Genomic DNA, 19,980 nt, shown 5'->3' on the forward strand with positions numbered 1-19,980 from the left:
TTGAAAATTTAATTAGAATTAAAATTTATCAACTATCAAAATTCATTAATTTTGCAGCATGATTTTCAACAAAGAAACCGCTAAAAAAACCGCAGAAGTTTTATTGCAAATTAATGCTATAAAATTACAGCCAAATGAACCATTTACTTGGGCCTCTGGCTGGAAATCACCAATTTATTGCGATAATCGTATTGTACTCTCTTATCCATTGATTAGAAACTATATAAGAGAAACTATGGCAAGAGAAATTGAAGAACTTTACAGCAAACCAGACGTTATTGCAGGAGTTGCTACAGGAGCAATTGGGATAGGAGCTTTAGTTGCTGACTACCTCAACTTACCTTTTGTATATGTTAGACCAGAAGCAAAAAAGCATGGACGACAAAATCAGGTTGAGGGTTATATAGAAAAAGGACAGACTGTAGTCGTTGTTGAAGACCTCATTAGCACTGGTAAAAGTAGTCTTAATGCTGTAAAAGCTCTAAACCAAGCCGAAGTCAACGTAAAAGGTATGGTTGCCATTTTTTCTTATGGATTTGATGTTGCAAAAAGGAATTTTGAAGAGGCTAATGTAGAACTACATACGCTTGGTAATTACGAAAATCTATTAGAACAAGCCTTAGACACTAACTATATCACTGAAAAACAGCAAGACATTTTAGCACATTGGAACGCTAATCCTAGTGAATGGAACGCTAATTGATATGTAATATGTGATTCGTTTAGTTGTGGAATTGTTTAATTGATTTCTTATCATGAAATTTGAACATAACAACTTAACGACTAAACAATTTATGCTGAACTTGTTTCAGTAAGAACAACTTAACAACAAAAACATGAATTTAGAATCACCGAAAGTTACTCTAGATAAATCATCAGAAGAAACATTTAACTTTTTATCTGATGTAAAAAATTTTGAAAGCTTAATGCCCGAAAACATTAGCAAGTTTGAAGTTTTAGAAAATGACAAATTTCTTTTTGCCCTTAAAGGGATGCCAGAAATTGTTTTAAAAAAGAAAGAAGCCCTACCAAATACTAAAATTGTATTAGGAGCAGCTGGTGGAAAATTAGATTTTTCTTTAACAGCAAATATTACTGAAGTAGAAACTAACAAAAGTGAAGTGAAATTAACTTTTGATGGCGAATTTAATGCTATGATGGCAATGATGATAAAAGGTCCAATTGGTAAATTTATCGAGACTCTAGCTAATAATATGAAAACTGCTGTTTAATATAGCAAAGTGACTTCCTTAAGATCGAAGGTTTTTATAATCTCATCTTCTGTCCAAACTTTTAATTTTCCTTTTTTGGTAACTCCTTGTATAATACCAGAAAAAGTAATGAAGTCGTTAGTTTGAAATGTGGAAGGTCTATCTTTTCTAAATAGAAGATGCTCATATTCTAACTTAATTTCTGAAAACTTTTCAGCTTCTAACAATTCAAAGTAAGTTCCGAGCTGTTTTAAAATTTCAGAAAGAACTTCATCTTTGTTATATATAATACCTGTAAGTGAACTCATGGATGATGCTTGTGGTAAATCTTCAAAATACTTTTGATTTACATTAAGTCCAAAACCAACTACAGATCCTTGTAATGTGCTACTTTTGACGATATTCTCTATTAGAATTCCACAAATCTTTAGTTTTTCTGACAAAATGTCGTTAGGCCATTTAATGCTTAGCTTAGGAATTTTAAAGGCTTTTAGTGCTTTACTGATAGCTAAAGAAACTACCATGCTTATATAAAATTGGTTATTTAACTCAAAACCTGAAAGTTCTTTAAACACACTGACGGTCAAGTTTTTACCATGTTCTGCTTGCCAATTTGTTCCCATTTGCCCACGTCCTTTAGTCTGTGATTCTGCAATAACTACTGTGAAATCCTTAGGTAATTTAGTGGCACACACCTCCTTTAAATAGGTATTTGTAGAGTCAATGGCATCAAGTTTGATTATGTACATTGAAAAGGGATTTTTATTTTATAGTTTTCTTATGACAATTAGGACTTACAAGAACTAAAAAAATAATAACTTTGCATAAAATTAATTCAATTTAATGACGAAAGAAAAAACCAATGCAGACCAACTCATAACGACTATTATAGGAGGTATAGAGGAAGTTAAGGGAAAAGAGATTACAATTTTAGATTTAAGAGATATAGAAAATACAGTTTGTGATTATTTTATAGTTTGTGAGGGAACTTCAAATACTCAGGTTAACGCAATCGTCAATTCCATACAAAAACAAGTTAGTAAAACCCTTAAAGATAAACCTTGGCATATTGAAGGCACAGAAAATGCTGAATGGATTTTACTAGATTATGTCAATGTTGTAGTGCACGTTTTTCAAAAACATATAAGAGAATACTACGATATTGAAAGTCTTTGGGGAGACGCTAAAACAACCGTAATAGAAACAAGTTACTAAAAAAGAGAAAAGCTACTAATGGCAAAAGACAATAAAAATTTAAATAAAAAACCTAAAGTAAATCCGTATTGGATCTACGGAGTTATTATTGCTGTATTCTTATCAATACAGTTATTTTCTGGAGGCTTTGGAGATTCCTTCTGGGAGTAAAACAACACCTACTGAATTTTTTAACTTTTTGGAAAATGGTGATGTTAAAGAAGTAGAGATAATTAACAACCGGATTGCAAAAGTTTACTTAACAAAAGAAGCTCAAGAACAAGAAATTCATAAAAAATCAAAACCAAAATCTATTCTTCCATCGGTTTCACCTGTGCCAAACTATACATTTGAGTTTGGTGATTTAAAACTATTTCAAGAGGAAATCGCAAAAATTAAATTAGAGAATAACCTTGATACTCAAGTCGGTTTTGATACAGAACAAAATGTTTGGGGAGACTTTCTAATAACTTTACTTCCTTTTGTATTGATTATTGGTGTATGGATATTTATAATGCGTCGTATGTCATCTGGTGGTGGCGGAGGTGCTGGTGGACAAATATTTAACATCGGTAAATCTAAAGCTAAACTTTTTGATGAGAAATCAGACACTAAGACATCCTTTAAAGACGTTGCAGGTTTAGAAGGTGCAAAAGAAGAAGTTCAAGAAATTGTAGATTTCTTAAAGTTTCCAGAAAAATATACAGCATTAGGTGGTAAAATTCCTAAAGGAGCTTTATTAGTAGGACCTCCAGGAACAGGTAAAACCTTATTAGCAAAAGCCGTTGCAGGTGAAGCTAAAGTACCTTTCTTCTCTCTATCTGGTTCCGATTTTGTTGAGATGTTTGTAGGTGTTGGTGCTTCTCGTGTAAGAGATTTATTTAAACAAGCTAAAGAAAAATCTCCTTCAATTATTTTTATTGATGAGATAGATGCAATCGGTAGAGCTAGAGGTAAGAATAATTTCTCAGGTTCTAATGATGAGCGCGAAAATACCTTAAACCAATTGTTAACAGAAATGGATGGTTTTGGTACTAATACCAATGTTATTGTTTTAGCAGCAACAAACAGAGCAGATGTCCTAGATAGTGCCCTAATGAGAGCTGGTCGTTTTGATAGACAAATTTATGTAGATTTACCAGATGTAAGAGAACGTAAGGAAATTTTTGAAGTACACTTACGCCCACTAAAAAAAGAAGAAACCTTAGACATTGATTTCTTAGCGAAACAAACACCTGGTTTCTCTGGTGCAGATATAGCAAACGTTTGTAATGAAGCTGCTTTAATTGCAGCTAGAAAAGGTAAAAAGGCAGTAAATAAACAAGACTTTTTAGATGCGGTTGATAGAATTATTGGCGGATTAGAAAAGAAAAATAAAATTATTACTCCCGAGGAGAAGCGCGCTGTTGCTTTCCATGAGGCTGGTCATGCAACTGTGAGTTGGATGCTCGAACATGCCGCACCATTGGTAAAAGTAACTATTGTACCAAGAGGAAGGTCTTTAGGTGCCGCATGGTATTTACCAGAAGAACGCTTAATTGTAAGACCAGAACAAATGTTAGACGAAATGTGTGCTGCATTAGGTGGTAGAGCTGCTGAAAAAGTAATTTTCGATAAGATATCTACGGGTGCGTTAAGTGATTTGGAAAAAGTGACAAAACAAGCTAGAGCTATGGTCACCATTTATGGTCTTAGTGATAAAGTTGGAAACTTAACTTATTATGATTCTTCTGGACAGTCTGAATACGGCTTCACAAAACCTTATAGTGAACAAACAGCAGAACTTATTGATAAAGAAATATCTAATATTATTGAAAAGCAATATCAGCGTGCAATCGATCTCTTAGAGAATAATAAAGATAAGCTTACTGAATTGGCGGAAGTATTATTAGACAAAGAAGTGATTTTTAAAGATAATCTTGAAAAGATTTTCGGAAAACGCCCTTACGATAAGCCAGAATCTATATCAGAAATTATAACTGAAGAAGAAGAGTAAACCTTTTGAAAAACCTATAAAAAACTTAAATTGACCTTATGTTAATTTAAGTTTTTTTATATTTGAGAAAATCGCCTAAGTTAAGATTAACAGCAACTATTGAATGAGCTTATTTCGTAAATTCTTCGGGAAAAAATCTGACCAGCCTGAGGAACACATACCAAATCAAGAGCGAGGCAAATACATGCCCGAAGTGAAGTTACCTGCTGATGAGCGTTTTACAATAAATTTTAAAGCTAATGGTGGAAAATTTTTGTATTGCGAAAATATGGAAGAGGTTAAGGACAGTTTTAATTCTATTCTCTCTGAAAATAAGTGGCATGATGATAAAGTTTTTCTAATTGATCAACGTCTATCAGAATTATTTACCGATTTTAACCTTAATAGCACAAAAAAAGTCTCAGAAAGCTCCTATTTTTTATCTACTTGTGAGTATTTAATATCTGATGATGGCTCGTTATTGATCTCATCAAATCAAATTGCTGAAAAAAAGTTAATAGAATTACCAGATCATTTTATAATCTATGCTACAACGAGTCAGTTTGTGGAAAATATTGGAGAAGGACTTAAAGGAATTAAAGAAAAAAGTAAGGCTAAAATACCTACAAATATTACTACGATTAAGCATTTTAAAACGGATGATGATAAGGACTTCCTAACCTATGGTAGTAGTTCTAAAAACCTATACTTACTTTTATTAGAAGATCTATAGTGAAAGAGTTAACCATAAGAGCCATTTCTGGCGTTATTTATGTTTTATTGCTAATAGGTTCTCTTTTTATACAAGAAGCCACAATTGCAATACTTGCGTTGTTTGGTATCATAAGCCTAATAGAATTTTGCAGCCTCATAAAGCTTAAATCCTTTGTTCCGTATATCATTTTTGCTTTACTCTATGGAGCATTTGGTTACATATGTTTACAACATATTAATTTAACTGATATAGATAAGGTTATTCAAATTATCTTGGTAATTACCATATTTGTAAATATTATTTTAATAAAAGATTTATTTACAGCAAAAAAAATTCCACTTTTTGCATCTAAGCGTTATATAGCTACTACTTTCTATTTATCTACTGGATTTTTGTTTATGTTGCTCATTTCTAACTTTCAAAACAAATTTACTCCGCTATTACTTTTAGGAGTATTTATACTTATTTGGATTAACGATAGTGCTGCGTATTTAGTTGGCAAAAATTTTGGTAGACAAAAGCTCTTTCCAAGTGTATCACCAAAAAAAACTGTTGAAGGCTTCTTAGGAGGTTTGTTTTTTGCATGTATTTCTAGCTTTTTTATTGCAAAATATACAGAAACACTTGAATTTACATCTTGGTTAATTCTTGCTATCATAGTAAGTGTACTAGGCACTTTTGGTGATTTAATTGAATCAAAATTTAAACGCCAAGCTGGTGTTAAGGATAGTGGAGTAATTATGCCAGGACACGGAGGATTATTAGATAGACTAGATAGTATTATCTTTGCTTCACCATTTATATACTTGTTTTTAAGAATTATACACTTTTAATCATAACTCCATGTTTCATAAAGAAGGTCATAAAATCATATTTATAACATTAGTAATTGTTGTTGGTTCATTCTTTTTAATTGATGAATTTGTCGCGAACGAATGGTTAAGAAAAGGTTTACTGATTACGGTTTTAATATTCTTTTTATTAATTCTACAGTTTTTTAGAAATCCTAAACGAAACACACATCCTAACGAAAAACAAGCTCTATCACCAGTAGACGGAAAGGTTGTGGTTATTGAAGAAGTCATAGAAAATGAAGTTTTTAAAGACAAACGTATTCAGATTTCTGTATTTATGTCGCCTTTAAATGTACATGTAACACGTTATCCGATTAGTGGAAATATAAATTATAGTAAATACCATCCTGGCAAGTATTTAGTAGCTTGGCATCCAAAAGCCAGTGAAGAAAATGAACGTACTACAGTTGTTGTAGAAAACGACCATTTTGGTAAAGTGTTGTATCGTCAAATTGCAGGAGCACTTGCAAAGCGCATTGTTAATTATGCTAAACCAAATACTTTAGCTACTCAAGGTGCGGATTCAGGATTTATAAAATTTGGGTCTAGGGTCGATTTGTTTTTACCTTTAGATGCAGATATAAAAGTAACACTGAATCAAAAAGTTCGTGGTGGGGAAAGTATCATAGCAGAAATGAAATGACATCTAAAGAATTAGATATAGAGTTTAAGGAAGCTGTAGATCGTGTAAACGATTATACAGAACCATTTCCTGCTGATTTTTTATTACGTCTTTATGCTTACTATAAAAAAGCAACAAATGATTATGGCAGACCGAGTAGTAAAAAACAAATTATAAATGCATTTAAAACCAATGCACTTTTTCAAGTCCAAGATATTACTGAAGATGAAGCCAAACAAGAATACATAAATCTTGTAAATAATTACTTTTTGTATCGAAAGTAATTAGTCTCTGATCAAAGGCATCGTAGAACATCGCAATAATCCTTCCTGTTTTGCAATCTCAGCATAAGGTACTTCTTCAACAGTGAAGCCATTTTCTCTTAACCAGGCATTAAGTCGCGTAAAGTTTTGTTCCGAAATAATAACTTCTTCAGAGATAGAGAATACATTACTATTCATATTATACATTTCCTCTTTTGTGATTTCGAATATATTGTCTTTCCCGAAGAAATCCACCAACCATTCATATTCCTTTTCAATTAAAAATCCGTTTTTATGAATTATGGCTTTATCTCTTCCAATAGGTTGAAAACAACAATCTAAATGCAAGGCGTTCTCTTTAGCATTGGTATTGGACTTACGTAATTCAAAGGACTTTACCGTTTTATGTGGAAATAATTCCTGAATCGCTATCACAGCATCCATGTTAGTCCTTGCCGTTATATAATCTGGATAATCTTCACCAGAATAAGTACCAATAAAAATATAATCATTCCATGGCATTACATCTCCACCTTCTACATGACATTCGTCTGGAAGAATGATTCTGTTTTTTTTATCTACGTTTTCCCAAACATACTCTGTGGCTTCAACTTCCCGTTTTCGATCTGGCAAAATATTAGCAATAATAATTTTATCTTCAATGACAAAGGATATGTCTCTCGCAAAAATCTGATTATAGTTTTCAATAACTTCAGGTCTGTATACCTTAACATCATATTTTTCCAAAACTCTGGCAACAGCTTCCATTTCAACAATCATGTCCTCTTCCAAAGGATAAGTCCCGGCTAAAACATGCTCACGGCTTTTAGGGTCATAGCAATCCTCTAACTTTGGTGTTGGACCATTGCTTTCAGCGGTTCCTAAAATAACTGCTCTTAGCCGAGATGTTTCGTTTTGAATGTTTAATTTCATTGATTTCGAAAATACAAAAAAAGCTTCATAATATTTATGAAGCTTTTTTATTCTTATCTGTAAATTTTATCTTTTATCGATAGTCTTAAATGCTCTATAAGTTTCACCAGTATATAACTGTCTTGGTCTACCAATTGGCTCTTTACGTAAACGCATTTCGCGCCATTGTGCTATCCAACCTGGCAAGCGACCTAAAGCAAACATCACTGTAAACATTTCTACAGGAATACCCATTGCTCTGTAAATTATACCAGAATAGAAGTCCACGTTTGGATATAGTTTTCTGTCTACAAAATACTGATCCTCCAAAGCTTCTTTTTCTAATCCTTTAGCTATATCTAAAATTGGATCTTCTACACCCAAATCTCCTAGAACTTCATCAGCAGCAACTTTAATAATCTTTGCTCTAGGGTCAAAATTCTTGTAAACTCTATGTCCAAAGCCCATTAAACGGAATGGATCACTTTTGTCCTTGGCTTTCGCCATATATTTTTTAGTATCACCACCATCTTCTTTTATAGCTTCGAGCATTTCTAGGACTGCTTGGTTAGCACCACCGTGCAACGGTCCCCAAAGTGCAGAAATACCAGAAGCAAGTGACACAAATAAACCTGCATGTGATGAACCAGTAATTCTTACTGTTGATGTAGAGCAATTTTGCTCATGGTCTGCATGAAGAATTAACAATTTATCTAAAGCGTCTATTAGTATCGGATTTTGCTCGTAGTCACTATTAGGGCTTTTAAACATCATCTTTAAAACATTCTCAACATAGCCTAATTTATTATCACCATAATCTAATGGTAAACCATGCTTTTTTCGCATAGTCCAAGCTACTAGGACTGGAAATTTACCTAATATCCTAACTATTGAGTTGTACATCGCTTCTTCCGAATTAACATCTACAGAAGTCGGATAAAATGCTGTAAGCGCGCTAGTGAGAGACGATAACACTCCCATAGGATGGGCCGATTTCGGAAAAGCATCTAAAATCTTTTTTATATCGTCATCTACAACTGAATGCGATTTTATATCCTCATGAAACTTATCATGTTGCTCTTGCGTTGGTAACTCTCCAAATATTAATAAATAAGCTACTTCTAAAAAGTCGGCCTTTTCAGCGAGCTCTTCTATAGAATAACCTCTATATCGTAGTATGCCCTTTTCACCATCAAGAAATGTTATGGCACTTTCACAACTTCCTGTATTTTTGTATCCAGGATCTAGAGTTATAACACCACCTGTTGCACCTCTTAGGCTCTTTACATCGATTGCAACTTCATTTTCAGTTCCTACAACAACAGGAAATTCATACTTTTCACCATTAATTTCTAAGGTAGCTTTATCAGACATATTTATATATTGTTTTTTTGACTTTTTAAGGATTGTAAATTTACAAAATATCAAACGATTTCGGAAGCCTATTTACAACCGTTTTAACATTTAGGGAAATTGTTATTCTCAACATAAAAAAAGCGATTACTCGAAAGTAATCGCTTAAATTGAATATCAAGTATTCTGAGCCTTATTTAACCTTAAAAGCATTCTCCTGTGGAAAATAAGCTACGTCTCCTAATTCTTCCTCTATACGTAATAATTGATTGTACTTAGCCATACGATCACTACGAGAAGCAGAACCTGTTTTAATTTGTCCACAGTTTAAAGCCACAGCTAAATCTGCAATAGTATTATCTTCTGTTTCACCAGATCTGTGAGACATTACAGATGTATAACCAGCGTTGTGAGCCATATTCACGGCTGCAATAGTTTCGGTTAATGTCCCTATTTGGTTTACTTTAATTAAAATTGAATTGGCAATACCATTCTCTATACCTCTAGATAAACGCTCTACGTTAGTAACATATAAATCGTCACCAACTAGTTGTACTGTATCTCCTATTTGTTCCGTAAGGTCTTTCCAACCATCCCAGTCGTTTTCATCCATTCCATCTTCAATAGAAATGATAGGATATTTAGAAGCTAGTTCAGCAAGATATTTAGCTTGTTCTTTACTGGTTCTTACCACACCTTTATCACCTTCAAAAAGTGTATAATCATACTTTCCATCTTTATAGAATTCTGCAGCCGCACAGTCTAAAGCAATCTTTACATCCTCTCCGAATTTATAACCTGCTTTCTCAACCGCCTTTTTAATGGTATCTAAAGCATCTTCCGTCCCACCAGGTAAATTTGGTGCAAAACCACCTTCGTCACCAACAGCAGTACTTAAATTTCTGTCGTGCAATACTTTTTTAAGGTTATGGAAAATCTCAGTTCCCATTTGCATAGCATGGGTAAAGTTTTTCGCTTTTACCGGCATTACCATAAATTCTTGGAATGCGATAGGTGCATCACTATGAGAACCACCATTAATGATATTCATCATTGGTAATGGTAACGTGTTTGCAGAAACACCTCCAACATATCTATATAATGGCATACCTAATTCATTAGCCGCTGCTTTAGCAACTGCCAAGGACACACCTAAAATAGCATTAGCACCTAATTTAGATTTATTTTTTGTACCATCTAATTCTATCATCATTTGGTCTATGGCGTTTTGCTCAAAAACCGAAACACCTAATAACTCTTGAGCAATTTTAGAGTTTACATTTTCTACCGCTTTCAATACTCCTTTTCCCATGTATGTATCACCACCATCTCTTAACTCTACAGCTTCATGCTCTCCAGTAGAGGCACCAGAAGGCACAGCAGCTCTTCCCATTATTCCACTTTCAGTTACTACATCGACTTCTACAGTTGGATTTCCTCTTGAGTCTAAAATTTGTCTTGCGTGTACATTAATTATAATGCTCATTATTTTTGGTTTTAGTTAACTTTAAATTAAAACTGACAAGGCTTTGAAGCCTTCCAGGTTAGTCAAAATTACGAAAATCTATAGCTTAAAACAGAACAAAAATCATATTTCTGATTAATATTTACGATATCGTTTTTGTAACTAAAAAAACGCAATAAAAGGTTTGTTTTATTGCGTTTTTGATATTAGTTATTTTTAATATTCTCTATAAATTGATCAAACAAATAGATCGAATCATTTGGGCCTGGACTTGCCTCCGGGTGATACTGAACCGAGAAACAGTTTTTATCTTTAATTTTAATTCCGGCAACCGTATCATCATTGAGATGCACATGGGTAATTTCTACATTAGCATTAGCTTCAGTTTCTTCTCTACTAATGGCAAAACCATGATTCTGTGATGTTATTTCACCTTTACCTGTTATTAAATTCTTTACAGGATGATTTATACCTCTGTGTCCGTTGTGCATTTTGTAAGTTGAAATACCATTCGCTAAAGCAATAACCTGATGTCCTAAACAAATACCAAATAAAGGCTTATTCTTTGCGATAATTTCTTTGGCGACTGCTTGTGCTTCAACTAATGGTTCTGGATCACCAGGACCATTCGAAAGAAAATAACCATCTGGATTGAAGGCTTCTAAATCTTCGAATTTAGAATTATAAGGAAATACTTTAATATAAGCATCTCGCTTTGCAAGGTTTCGTAAAATGTTCTTTTTAATGCCAATATCTAAAGCTGCTATTTTGTGTGTAGCATTTTCGTCACCAAAATAATATGGCTCTTTCGTAGATACTTGAGATACTAATTCTAAACCTTTCATGGAAGGCACTTCTGCTAGTTGCTTCTTTAAGTTTTCAATATTATCGACTTCAGTTGAAATTACAGCATTCATTGCGCCATTGTCTCTTATATAGCTAACTAAAGCTCTTGTATCCACATCCGCAATGGCAAGTGTATTATGTTTTTCAAAATATTCTTCTAATGAAGAATCTGCTCCTGGTCTTGAATATTCAAAACTGAAATTTTTACAAATTAAACCGGCTATCTTTACGTTATTGGATTCATCTTCGTCCTCTTTAGTTCCGTAGTTTCCGATGTGTGCATTTGTCGTTACCATTAACTGACCATAATACGAAGGGTCAGTAAAAATTTCTTGATAACCAGTTGTACCGGTATTAAAACATACTTCACCAAATGCTGAGCCTTCTTTCCCTATGGATTTACCATGAAAAATTGTACCATCAGCCAATAAAATAAGTGCTTTTTTTCTTTGTTTGTATTTCATCTGTCGTAATTAAAAAGGTTTTACAAAATTCCAAAAAAAAAGGATAAACTGAAACAGTTTATCCTTGATATTTATTAATGCTTATTAACATTTATTCTTCTTCGTTAGAAGCGTTAGTATCCACTGGTGGAGTTGTAGTGGCTTTTTTACCACCTCTTCTACTTCTACGTGTCGTTTTCTTCTCTGGCTTACCAGCGTTATAAAGCTCATTGTAATCAACTAACTCTATCATTGCCATATCAGCATTATCACCTAATCTATTTCCTAATTTGATGATACGAGTATATCCACCTGGACGATCACCAATCTTCGGTGCTACATCTCTAAACAATTCTGCTACTGCATCTTTTTGTCTAAGTTTAGCCATAACGATACGTCTGTTGTGAGTTGTATCTGTTTTAGACTTAGTAATCATCGGCTCAACAAACTGCTTTAAAGCTTTTGCTTTTGCAACTGTAGTATTAATACGCTTATGCTCTATTAAAGAACAAGCCATATTAGCCAACATCGCTTTTCTATGCGCTGTTTGTCTTCCTAAGTGGTTGAATTTTTTTCCGTGTCTCATGACATTTGTTTTATCATCTTGCTACCAAACTCTTTTTTCCGAGGAGCAAAATATGATTATTAATAATTGTGCTAGCTTGAATAAGATTCCTGCCTTCGCAGGAATGACAAACTAATTAGTCTTTATCTAATTTATATTTACTTAAATCCATTCCGAAGTTTAACCCTTTAACATTTACTAGTTCTTCTAGCTCAGTTAAAGACTTCTTACCGAAGTTTCTGAATTTCATTAAATCATTTTTATTGAATGACACTAAATCACCTAAAGTATCAACTTCTGCAGCTTTTAAACAATTAAGCGCACGTACAGAAAGATCCATATCAACTAATTTAGTTTTCAATAATTGTCTCATGTGAAGTGATTCTTCATCATAAGTTTCAGTTTGTGCAATTTCATCAGCTTCAAGAGTGATACGCTCATCAGAAGAATAACATGAAGTGGTGAATTAATATTTTAGCAGCTTCAGTTAGAGCATCCTTAGGATTTATAGATCCATCAGTTTGAATTTCGAAAACTAATTTTTCGTAATCCGTTTTTTGCTCTACACGAAAGTTTTCAATACTATATTTTACATTCTTTATTGGAGTGTATATAGAATCTGTGAAAATCGTTCCGATTGGTGCAGATGCTTTTTTATTTTCTTCAGCAGGAACATAACCTCTACCTTTTTCGATAGTCAATTCCATGTTGATGTTTACTTTTGGATCTAAATTACAGATTACTAAATCTGTATTTAATACTTGGAAACCAGAAATGAACTTCTGAAAATCACCAGCAGTTATTTGATTTTGTCCTGAAATTGAAATAGTTACAGTTTCGTTATCTACTTCGTCAATCTGACGCTTAAAATTAACTTGCTTTAAGTTCAAAATCATTTCAGTAACATCTTCAACAACACCAGAAATTGTAGAAAATTCATGATCTACACCTTCTATTCTAACTGAAGTGATTGCGAAACCTTCTAAAGAAGATAATAATACTCTACGTAAAGCATTACCTACTGTTAATCCGTATCCTGGTTCTAAAGGTCTGAATTCGAATTTGCCTTCGAAATCAGTCGAATCAATCATGATTACTTTATCTGGTTTCTGAAAATTTAATATTGCCATTTTTCTTCGTTTTAATTGTTATTTAGTTGCGCGGTTTATAAGTTTGAAGACGTCCAATAAACCCTTTGGCTAAATTCCAATATGATTAATTATTATTTAGAGTAAAGTTCAACGATAAATTGTTCGTTGATTTGTTCTGGAATCTGAATTCTAGCAGGAACAGAAACATAAGTTCCTTCCATAGTAGAAGTATTCCAAGTAATCCATTCGTAAACATTGCTAGTATTAGCTAATGAATTTTGAATAGCTTCTAATGATTTAGATTTTTCTCTAACACCAACAACATCACCAGCTTTTAATTGGTATGAAGGTATGTTTACCTTTTGACCGTTTACTGTGATGTGTCTATGAGAAACTAATTGTCTAGCACCACTTCTAGTTGGAGAAATCCCCATTCTGAACACTACGTTATCTAAACGTGATTCACACAATTGAAGTAATACCTCACCAGTAATACCTTGAGCAGCAGTTGCTCTTTTAAACATATTTCTGAATTGCTTTTCTAATATACCGTAAGTATATTTCGCTTTTTGCTTCTCCATTAACTGGATAGCGTATTCAGATTTTTTTCCTCGACGACGGTTATTTCCGTGCTGACCAGGAGGGTAATTTCTTTTTTCGAAGGCTTTATCGTCTCCGAAGATAGCTTGACCAAATTTTCGAGCTATTTTAGTTTTAGGACCAGTATATCTTGCCATTTTTAATTGTTTTTAAGAGTGATTAATGAATTAAGGTCTTAATCTTATCCTTCAAAAATCGTTGATCTCTTTATGATACTTGTTATTTAATTTTTTCAGTTTGCAAATTTACGTATAAAAAAACTAATATCAACTGTCTAAACAATTGATATTAATCTATTCATGCATAAAATTATACACGACGTCTTTTTGGTGGGCGACAACCATTATGTGGTAATGGAGTAACATCAATAATTTCTGATACCTCAATACCTGCATTATGTATAGATCTTATAGCAGATTCTCTACCATTACCAGGACCTTTTACATATGCTTTGACTTTCTTTAATCCAGCTTCCTTTGCTACACCTGCAGCATCTTCTGCAGCTAATTGTGCAGCGTAAGGTGTATTCTTCTTAGAACCTCTAAAACCCATTTTACCTGCTGATGACCAAGAAATAACGTCACCTTTTTTATTTGTTAAAGAAATGATGATGTTATTAAAAGATGCTGTGATATGAGCTTCTCCAATTGCATCAACAATTACTTTACGTTTTTTAGTACTTGACTTTGCCATATTATTTTTAGTTTTTAGTATTAGTAATAGTCGCTAGAATCCTAAACCGTTAAATTTCAAACAGATTCTTTCCAACGTCTAAAGACTAAAGACTATTTATTATTTAGTTACTTTTTTCTTGTTAGCAACCGTTTTTCTTCTACCTTTTCTTGTACGAGAGTTGTTTTTAGTACGTTGTCCTCTTAATGGAAGACCTGCTCTATGACGAATACCTCTGTAACATCCAATATCCATTAATCGCTTAATGTTCATTTGTGTTTCAGAACGTAACTCACCTTCAATTTTGAATGTACCAACAGCCTCACGAATCGCTCCGATTTCGTCGTCAGTCCAATCATCTACTTTAGTGCTTTCGTCAACTTTAGCAGTGGCTAAAATTTCTTTTGCTCTACTTCTACCTACTCCGTAGATATAAGTTAAAGAGATTACTCCTCTTTTTTGTTTTGGTATGTCTACACCTGCAATTCTTGCCATAATTACCCTTGTCTTTGTTTGAATCTAGGATTCTTTTTGTTAATGACGTAAAGTCTACCTTTTCTGCGCACTAATTTACAGTCTGCGCTTCTTTTCTTTACTGATGCTCTAACTTTCATCTTGTTTTGTTTATTACTACTATAGTAAGATGGAACCCTACGGTTTCATCGTATTAGTATCTATAAGTTATACGAGCCTTAGTTAAATCGTAAGGACTCATTTCTAATTTTACTTTATCACCTGGTAATAATTTAATGTAATGCATACGCATTTTACCAGAGATATGTGCTGTCACAATGTGACCATTTTCTAATTCTACACGAAACATAGCATTTGATAATGCTTCTATAATTGTTCCGTCTTGTTCTATTGCTGCTTGTTTTGCCATAAATAATTTTTAATGTTCAATCTTCAATTAGCAAATACCTTGCCTTAATTTTGAGACTAACATCTAATCATGTTTTGTATCAGGATACAGATTTTCTGTTCTTACCCGTTTTCATCAAGCCATCATAATGCTTATTCAATAAATAAGAATTAATCTGCTGCATTGTATCAATTGCTACACCAACCATAATTAATAACGATGTACCACCAAAGAATAATGCCCAACCTGCCTGAACCTTCATTAATTGAACAATAAATGCTGGGAAAATAGCAACTAAGGCCAAGAAAATTGATCCTGGTAAGGTAATTTGTGACATTATTTTATCTAAATATTCAGAAGTCTCAGATCCTGGACGTATACCCGGAATAAATCCACCACTTCGCTTTAAATCATCTGCCATCTTATTTGTTGGTACTGTAATTGCCGTATAGAAATATGTAAAGACGATAATCAACAGAGCGAATACTAAATTGTACCAAAATCCGAACATATTATTTCCAAATTCGGCTTGCATCCAAATTCCGGCAGTCGTATCTTTTAACCAAGATGAGCTACCTATTAGCCCTGGTACAAACATAATTGCCTGTGCAAAGATAATTGGCATTACACCAGATGCGTTAAGCTTTAATGGTAAAAACTGACGAGATCCAAATACATTCTTCTCATATCCACCAGAGGCTGTACGTCTTGCATATTGAACTGCAATTTTACGAACTGCCATCACCAAGAATACAGATGCTAAGATGATTAAGAACCAGATAACTAATTCTATTAATATCATCATAAATCCGCCATTACCACCTTCTAATCTTGAAGCAGCATTTTGAACAAATGACTGAGGCATTGTCGCAATAATACCGACCATAATTAATAATGAAATACCATTACCAATACCTTTATCTGTAATCTTTTCACCTAACCACATGGCGAATACACAACCTGTTACTAAAATGATTACTGAAGAAAAATAGAAAATATTCTCACTAAAACCAGGCATCAATAATGCGCTCATCGAAGTTGCTCCTGATAATCCAGGAACACTCGCTAAATAACCAGGTGCTTGTACTAAACAAATACCAATTGTTAACCATCGCGTTATTTGTGTAATCTTCTTTTGACCACTAGCCCCTTCTTTTTGCAGTTTTTGCAAATAAGGAATCGCAATACCCATTAGCTGAACCACAATGGAAGCAGAAATATAAGGCATAATACCTAATGCAAATACAGAAGCATTAGCAAATGCACCACCTGTAAAAGCATTTAGTAGACCTAAAATACCACCATCCATACCATCTTGTAAACCACCTAAAGCATCAATATTAATACCAGGTAAAGTTACCTGCGCACCAAAACGATAAACCAATAACAAACCTAAGGTAAGAATAATTCTATCTTTAAGTTCTGTGATCTTCCAAACGTTTTTTAATGTTTCTATTATCTTCATCCTTATATCTTATAAAGTTACAGCTTCACCACCAGCAGCTTCAATAGCGGCCTTTGCTGTTGCAGTAAATTTATGAGCAGTTACCGTTAATTTCGCTTTTAATTCACCTCTACCTAAGATTTTTACTAGATCATTTTTTCCAGCTTTTCCTAATGATATTAATGTTTCAAAATCAACACTCCCTTTTATTTTTTTCTCATCTACTAACTGCTGTAATGTATCAAGATTAATTCCTTGATATTCTACACGGTTAATATTTGTAAATCCAAACTTAGGAACACGTCTTTGTAATGGCATCTGTCCACCTTCAAATCCTAATTTCTTAGAATAACCAGAACGTGACTTCGCACCTTTATGTCCACGTGTCGCAGTACCACCTTTTCCTGATCCTTGACCACGACCAACACGTTTACCTTGATTTTTTACTGAACCTTCTGCAGGTTTTAAATTACTTAAATCCATTTAAGTTATATTTTTAAGCTTCTTCTACAGAAACTAAATGTTCTACTTTTTTAACCATACCAAGGATGTTTGGCGTGTCATTGTGCTCAACAACTTGTCCAATCTTTTTTAAACCTAAAGCTTCTAATATTAGCTTCTGATTTTTAGTACGATTGATTGCACTTTTTACTTTCTTTACTTTAATCTTTGCCATCTTATCCTATCGATTATCCGTTAAATACTTTTTCGAGTGAAATTCCACGCTCTTTAGCTACAGACTTAGCATCTCTTAACTGTAATAAAGCATCAAAAGTTGCTTTAACTACGTTGTGTGGGTTAGATGATCCTTGAGATTTAGATAATACATCGTGTACACCTACTGCTTCAAGAACAGTTCTAACAGCACCACCAGCAATAACTCCTGTACCAGGTGCAGCCGGAATTATGTTAACTCTAGCACCACCAAACTTACCTTTTTGTTCATGAGGTAAGGTCCCTTTGATGATCGGAATTCTTACTAAGTTCTTCTTAGCATCTTCTACAGCTTTAGCAATAGCAGTTGCAACATCTTTAGATTTTCCTAAACCATGTCCTACAACTCCTTCTTCATCACCTACAACAACAATTGCAGAAAAACCAAACGCTCTACCACCTTTTGTTACTTTAGTTACACGCTGCACGCCTACTAAGCGATCCTTTAATTCTAATCCGCCTGGTTTAACAAGCTCTGCGTTTTTATATTTTTGATACATAATGTCTTAAAATTTAAGTCCTGCTTCTCTAGCACCCTCTGCTAATGATTTTACTCTTCCATGATATAAGTAACCACCTCTATCAAAAGAAATAGTTTCAACACCAGCTTTCATAGCTTTTTCTGCAACAGATTTACCAACCAAAGCGGCAGTTTCTGTCTTGTTTCCTTTAGATTTTGCAATGTCTTTATCTCTAGAAGATGCAGCAGCTAAGGTTTTACCAGATACATCATCTACGACTTGAGCATAAATCTCTTTATTACTTCTAAAAACAGCTAATCTTGGTCTTGTTTCAGTACCAGATACTACCTTACGGATTCTGCTTTTAATTCTTGTTCTTCTTTCGTTCTTTGTCAATGCCATAACTTAATTATTAAGCTGATTTACCTGCTTTTCTTCTAATTTCTTCACCGACAAACTTGATACCTTTTCCTTTGTAAGGCTCAGGCTTTCTGAAGCCACGTATTTTTGCAGCTACTTGTCCTACCAATTGTTTGTCAAAAGACGTTAATTTAACTATCGGATTTTTACCTTTTTCTGAAATTGTCTCAACTTTTACTTCTGGCGCAATATCCAAAACAATATTATGAGAAAATCCTACAGCCAAATCTAATTTTTGTCCTTGATTAGATGCTCTGTAACCTACACCAACTAATTCTAGTTCTTTAGTCCAGCCTTTAGAGACACCTTCTATCATATTAGCAATTAACGCTCTATAAAGACCATGTTTTGCTCTTAAATCTTTCTTATCAGAAGCACGCTCTAATGTAATAGTACCGTCTTCTTGCTTTATAGTAATATCTGAATACTCTTGAGTTAATTCACCTAATTTACCTTTTGCAGTAATAGTGTTATCTTTAATCTCAAGTGTTACACCTTCAGGAACTGTTATTGGGTTTTTACCTATTCTTGACATAATTTCCTGTTTTTAGTATACGTAACATAATACTTCGCCACCAACGTTTTCTCTTTGCGCTTGTTTACCTGTCATCACACCGTGAGACGTAGAAACAATTGCAACACCTAAACCATTTAAGATTCTTGGCATTTCGTTAGAGCCAGCATACTTACGTAAACCTGGTTTACTGATTCTTTGAATTTTTTTGATGACAGACTCTTTTGTGTCTTTATTGTATTTCAAAGCGATTTTAATCGTACCTTGAACTGAAGAGTCATCAAACTTATAACTTAAAATAAAGCCCTGATCGAACAAGATTTTAGTTATCTCTTTTTTTAAGTTAGACGCAGGAATCTCAACCACTTTGTGATTTGCCTTAACTGCATTTCTAACTCGCGTTAAATAATCCGCTATTGGATCTGTATACATAGTTATTAATTTGCGGTAACGGTTTTTGACCTTATTATCAAACCTGAAACCAATTTATAATTTTACTCGATAATCGAGGTTTACCAACTTGCTTTCTTAACGCCAGGAATTAACCCTTTGTTAGCCATCTCTCTAAACATTACACGAGAAATTCCAAATTGTCTCATATAACCTTTAGGTCGACCTGTAAGTTTACAACGGTTGTGCATACGTATTGGTGATGCATTTTTAGGTAACTTTTGTAATGCTTCATAATCTCCAGCTTCTTTTAAAGCCTTTCTTTTTTCAGCATATTTAGCTACCGTTTTAGCACGCTTCACCTCACGAGCTTTCATTGATTCTTTAGCCATAA

28 protein-coding genes and 1 pseudogene are annotated in these 19,980 nt (G+C 33.6%); 9 read left to right on the plus strand and 20 right to left on the minus strand.

Annotated elements, in window-relative coordinates; genetic code table 11:
* Positions 1 to 58: 58 nt before the first annotated feature.
* Both pyrE and SJY34_RS07550 read left to right on the plus strand, forming a co-directional pair.
* A complete protein-coding gene (gene pyrE, locus SJY34_RS07545) occupies positions 59 to 703 on the plus strand; it encodes an orotate phosphoribosyltransferase (protein ID WP_400080830.1) in 645 nt (214 codons plus the stop codon).
* A gap of 133 nt (positions 704 to 836) precedes the next feature.
* Positions 837 to 1,232 carry an SRPBCC family protein gene (locus SJY34_RS07550; RefSeq protein WP_400080832.1) on the plus strand — a complete coding sequence of 132 codons (396 nt, stop codon included), beginning with the start codon at positions 837 to 839 and terminating at the stop codon, positions 1,230 to 1,232.
* Here the strand turns inward: SJY34_RS07550 and SJY34_RS07555 are convergent.
* The gene (locus SJY34_RS07555; protein WP_400080834.1) at positions 1,229 to 1,960 is read right to left on the minus strand and encodes a biotin--[acetyl-CoA-carboxylase] ligase; all 732 of its coding nucleotides are present in this window, start codon (positions 1,958 to 1,960) and stop codon (positions 1,229 to 1,231) included. The genes SJY34_RS07550 and SJY34_RS07555 overlap by 4 nt on opposite strands.
* Positions 1,961 to 2,054: 94 nt before the next feature.
* On the opposite strand from SJY34_RS07555, the gene rsfS reads away from it, so the two are divergent.
* The 7 genes from rsfS (at position 2,055) to SJY34_RS07590 (ending at position 6,855) form a co-directional block, all read left to right on the plus strand.
* Entirely contained in the window at positions 2,055 to 2,426 is a 372-nt protein-coding gene (gene rsfS / locus SJY34_RS07560; protein WP_400080837.1) for a ribosome silencing factor, read from the plus strand.
* 18 nt (positions 2,427 to 2,444) lie between these two features.
* Positions 2,445 to 2,576 (plus strand): hypothetical protein, encoded by a 132-nt coding sequence (locus SJY34_RS07565; protein WP_400080839.1) that lies wholly within the window; start codon positions 2,445 to 2,447, stop codon positions 2,574 to 2,576.
* Positions 2,554 to 4,401 carry an ATP-dependent zinc metalloprotease FtsH gene (ftsH, locus tag SJY34_RS07570; protein ID WP_400080842.1) on the plus strand — a complete coding sequence of 616 codons (1,848 nt, stop codon included), beginning with the start codon at positions 2,554 to 2,556 and terminating at the stop codon, positions 4,399 to 4,401. The genes SJY34_RS07565 and ftsH overlap by 23 nt, the downstream gene beginning before the upstream one ends.
* Positions 4,402 to 4,504: 103 nt before the next feature.
* Positions 4,505 to 5,113 (plus strand): LUD domain-containing protein, encoded by a 609-nt coding sequence (locus tag SJY34_RS07575; RefSeq protein ID WP_400080844.1) that lies wholly within the window; start codon positions 4,505 to 4,507, stop codon positions 5,111 to 5,113.
* Positions 5,113 to 5,928: a phosphatidate cytidylyltransferase gene (locus SJY34_RS07580; protein ID WP_400080847.1), complete on the plus strand. Its 816-nt coding sequence runs from the start codon at positions 5,113 to 5,115 to the stop codon at positions 5,926 to 5,928. The genes SJY34_RS07575 and SJY34_RS07580 overlap by 1 nt, the downstream gene beginning before the upstream one ends.
* A gap of 10 nt (positions 5,929 to 5,938) precedes the next feature.
* Complete coding sequence (locus SJY34_RS07585) at positions 5,939 to 6,592, plus strand: phosphatidylserine decarboxylase family protein (RefSeq protein ID WP_400080849.1); 654 nt, start codon at positions 5,939 to 5,941, stop codon at positions 6,590 to 6,592.
* Positions 6,589 to 6,855 carry an acyl-CoA-binding protein gene (locus SJY34_RS07590; RefSeq protein WP_400080852.1) on the plus strand — a complete coding sequence of 89 codons (267 nt, stop codon included), beginning with the start codon at positions 6,589 to 6,591 and terminating at the stop codon, positions 6,853 to 6,855. The genes SJY34_RS07585 and SJY34_RS07590 overlap by 4 nt, the downstream gene beginning before the upstream one ends.
* On the opposite strand, the gene SJY34_RS07595 is transcribed toward SJY34_RS07590, so the two are convergent.
* The 19 genes and pseudogenes from SJY34_RS07595 to rpsN form a co-directional block, all read right to left on the minus strand.
* Positions 6,856 to 7,767, minus strand: coding sequence for a dimethylarginine dimethylaminohydrolase family protein (locus tag SJY34_RS07595; protein ID WP_400080855.1), 912 nt, complete (start codon positions 7,765 to 7,767; stop codon positions 6,856 to 6,858).
* Positions 7,768 to 7,833: 66 nt separating this feature from the next.
* Positions 7,834 to 9,120 carry a citrate synthase gene (locus tag SJY34_RS07600; protein WP_400080857.1) on the minus strand — a complete coding sequence of 429 codons (1,287 nt, stop codon included), beginning with the start codon at positions 9,118 to 9,120 and terminating at the stop codon, positions 7,834 to 7,836.
* A gap of 172 nt (positions 9,121 to 9,292) precedes the next feature.
* Entirely contained in the window at positions 9,293 to 10,585 is a 1,293-nt protein-coding gene (gene eno / locus SJY34_RS07605) for a phosphopyruvate hydratase (protein WP_400080860.1), read from the minus strand.
* A gap of 185 nt (positions 10,586 to 10,770) precedes the next feature.
* Positions 10,771 to 11,874: a glutamine-hydrolyzing carbamoyl-phosphate synthase small subunit gene (gene carA, locus SJY34_RS07610; protein ID WP_400080862.1), complete on the minus strand. Its 1,104-nt coding sequence runs from the start codon at positions 11,872 to 11,874 to the stop codon at positions 10,771 to 10,773.
* A gap of 91 nt (positions 11,875 to 11,965) precedes the next feature.
* On the minus strand, positions 11,966 to 12,439 hold the full coding sequence (gene rplQ / locus SJY34_RS07615) for a 50S ribosomal protein L17 (protein WP_400080864.1): 474 nt from the start codon (positions 12,437 to 12,439) through the stop codon (positions 11,966 to 11,968).
* Positions 12,440 to 12,554: 115 nt separating this feature from the next.
* A pseudogene (locus SJY34_RS07620) lies at positions 12,555 to 13,548 on the minus strand (DNA-directed RNA polymerase subunit alpha).
* Positions 13,549 to 13,640: 92 nt separating this feature from the next.
* Positions 13,641 to 14,246: a 30S ribosomal protein S4 gene (gene rpsD, locus SJY34_RS07625; protein ID WP_400080867.1), complete on the minus strand. Its 606-nt coding sequence runs from the start codon at positions 14,244 to 14,246 to the stop codon at positions 13,641 to 13,643.
* A 172-nt stretch (positions 14,247 to 14,418) separates the two neighbouring features.
* Positions 14,419 to 14,802, minus strand: coding sequence for a 30S ribosomal protein S11 (gene rpsK / locus SJY34_RS07630; RefSeq protein ID WP_299125463.1), 384 nt, complete (start codon positions 14,800 to 14,802; stop codon positions 14,419 to 14,421).
* Between the two features lie 99 nt (positions 14,803 to 14,901).
* Complete coding sequence (gene rpsM, locus SJY34_RS07635) at positions 14,902 to 15,276, minus strand: 30S ribosomal protein S13 (RefSeq protein WP_400080870.1); 375 nt, start codon at positions 15,274 to 15,276, stop codon at positions 14,902 to 14,904.
* Between the two features lie 2 nt (positions 15,277 to 15,278).
* Positions 15,279 to 15,395, minus strand: a complete 117-nt coding sequence (gene ykgO / locus SJY34_RS07640; protein ID WP_008269159.1) for a type B 50S ribosomal protein L36 — start codon at positions 15,393 to 15,395, stop codon at positions 15,279 to 15,281.
* A 53-nt stretch (positions 15,396 to 15,448) separates the two neighbouring features.
* A complete protein-coding gene (infA, locus tag SJY34_RS07645) occupies positions 15,449 to 15,664 on the minus strand; it encodes a translation initiation factor IF-1 (RefSeq protein ID WP_007094967.1) in 216 nt (71 codons plus the stop codon).
* A 79-nt stretch (positions 15,665 to 15,743) separates the two neighbouring features.
* Positions 15,744 to 17,108 (minus strand): preprotein translocase subunit SecY, encoded by a 1,365-nt coding sequence (secY, locus tag SJY34_RS07650; RefSeq protein WP_400080874.1) that lies wholly within the window; start codon positions 17,106 to 17,108, stop codon positions 15,744 to 15,746.
* A 9-nt stretch (positions 17,109 to 17,117) separates the two neighbouring features.
* On the minus strand, positions 17,118 to 17,570 hold the full coding sequence (gene rplO / locus SJY34_RS07655; RefSeq protein ID WP_400080876.1) for a 50S ribosomal protein L15: 453 nt from the start codon (positions 17,568 to 17,570) through the stop codon (positions 17,118 to 17,120).
* A gap of 13 nt (positions 17,571 to 17,583) precedes the next feature.
* Positions 17,584 to 17,763 (minus strand): 50S ribosomal protein L30, encoded by a 180-nt coding sequence (rpmD, locus tag SJY34_RS07660; RefSeq protein WP_400080878.1) that lies wholly within the window; start codon positions 17,761 to 17,763, stop codon positions 17,584 to 17,586.
* Positions 17,764 to 17,776: 13 nt separating this feature from the next.
* Entirely contained in the window at positions 17,777 to 18,301 is a 525-nt protein-coding gene (gene rpsE, locus SJY34_RS07665) for a 30S ribosomal protein S5 (protein WP_400080881.1), read from the minus strand.
* A gap of 6 nt (positions 18,302 to 18,307) precedes the next feature.
* Positions 18,308 to 18,664 carry a 50S ribosomal protein L18 gene (gene rplR, locus SJY34_RS07670; RefSeq protein WP_400080884.1) on the minus strand — a complete coding sequence of 119 codons (357 nt, stop codon included), beginning with the start codon at positions 18,662 to 18,664 and terminating at the stop codon, positions 18,308 to 18,310.
* A gap of 10 nt (positions 18,665 to 18,674) precedes the next feature.
* A complete protein-coding gene (gene rplF, locus SJY34_RS07675) occupies positions 18,675 to 19,217 on the minus strand; it encodes a 50S ribosomal protein L6 (RefSeq protein WP_400080887.1) in 543 nt (180 codons plus the stop codon).
* A gap of 12 nt (positions 19,218 to 19,229) precedes the next feature.
* Positions 19,230 to 19,628: a 30S ribosomal protein S8 gene (gene rpsH, locus SJY34_RS07680; protein ID WP_400080890.1), complete on the minus strand. Its 399-nt coding sequence runs from the start codon at positions 19,626 to 19,628 to the stop codon at positions 19,230 to 19,232.
* An 80-nt stretch (positions 19,629 to 19,708) separates the two neighbouring features.
* The gene (gene rpsN / locus SJY34_RS07685) at positions 19,709 to 19,978 is read right to left on the minus strand and encodes a 30S ribosomal protein S14 (protein ID WP_076620346.1); all 270 of its coding nucleotides are present in this window, start codon (positions 19,976 to 19,978) and stop codon (positions 19,709 to 19,711) included.
* Between the last annotated feature and the right edge of the window lie 2 nt (positions 19,979 to 19,980).

The organism is Winogradskyella sp. R77965, from assembly GCF_044594915.1.
GTDB lineage: Bacteria > Bacteroidota > Bacteroidia > Flavobacteriales > Flavobacteriaceae > Winogradskyella.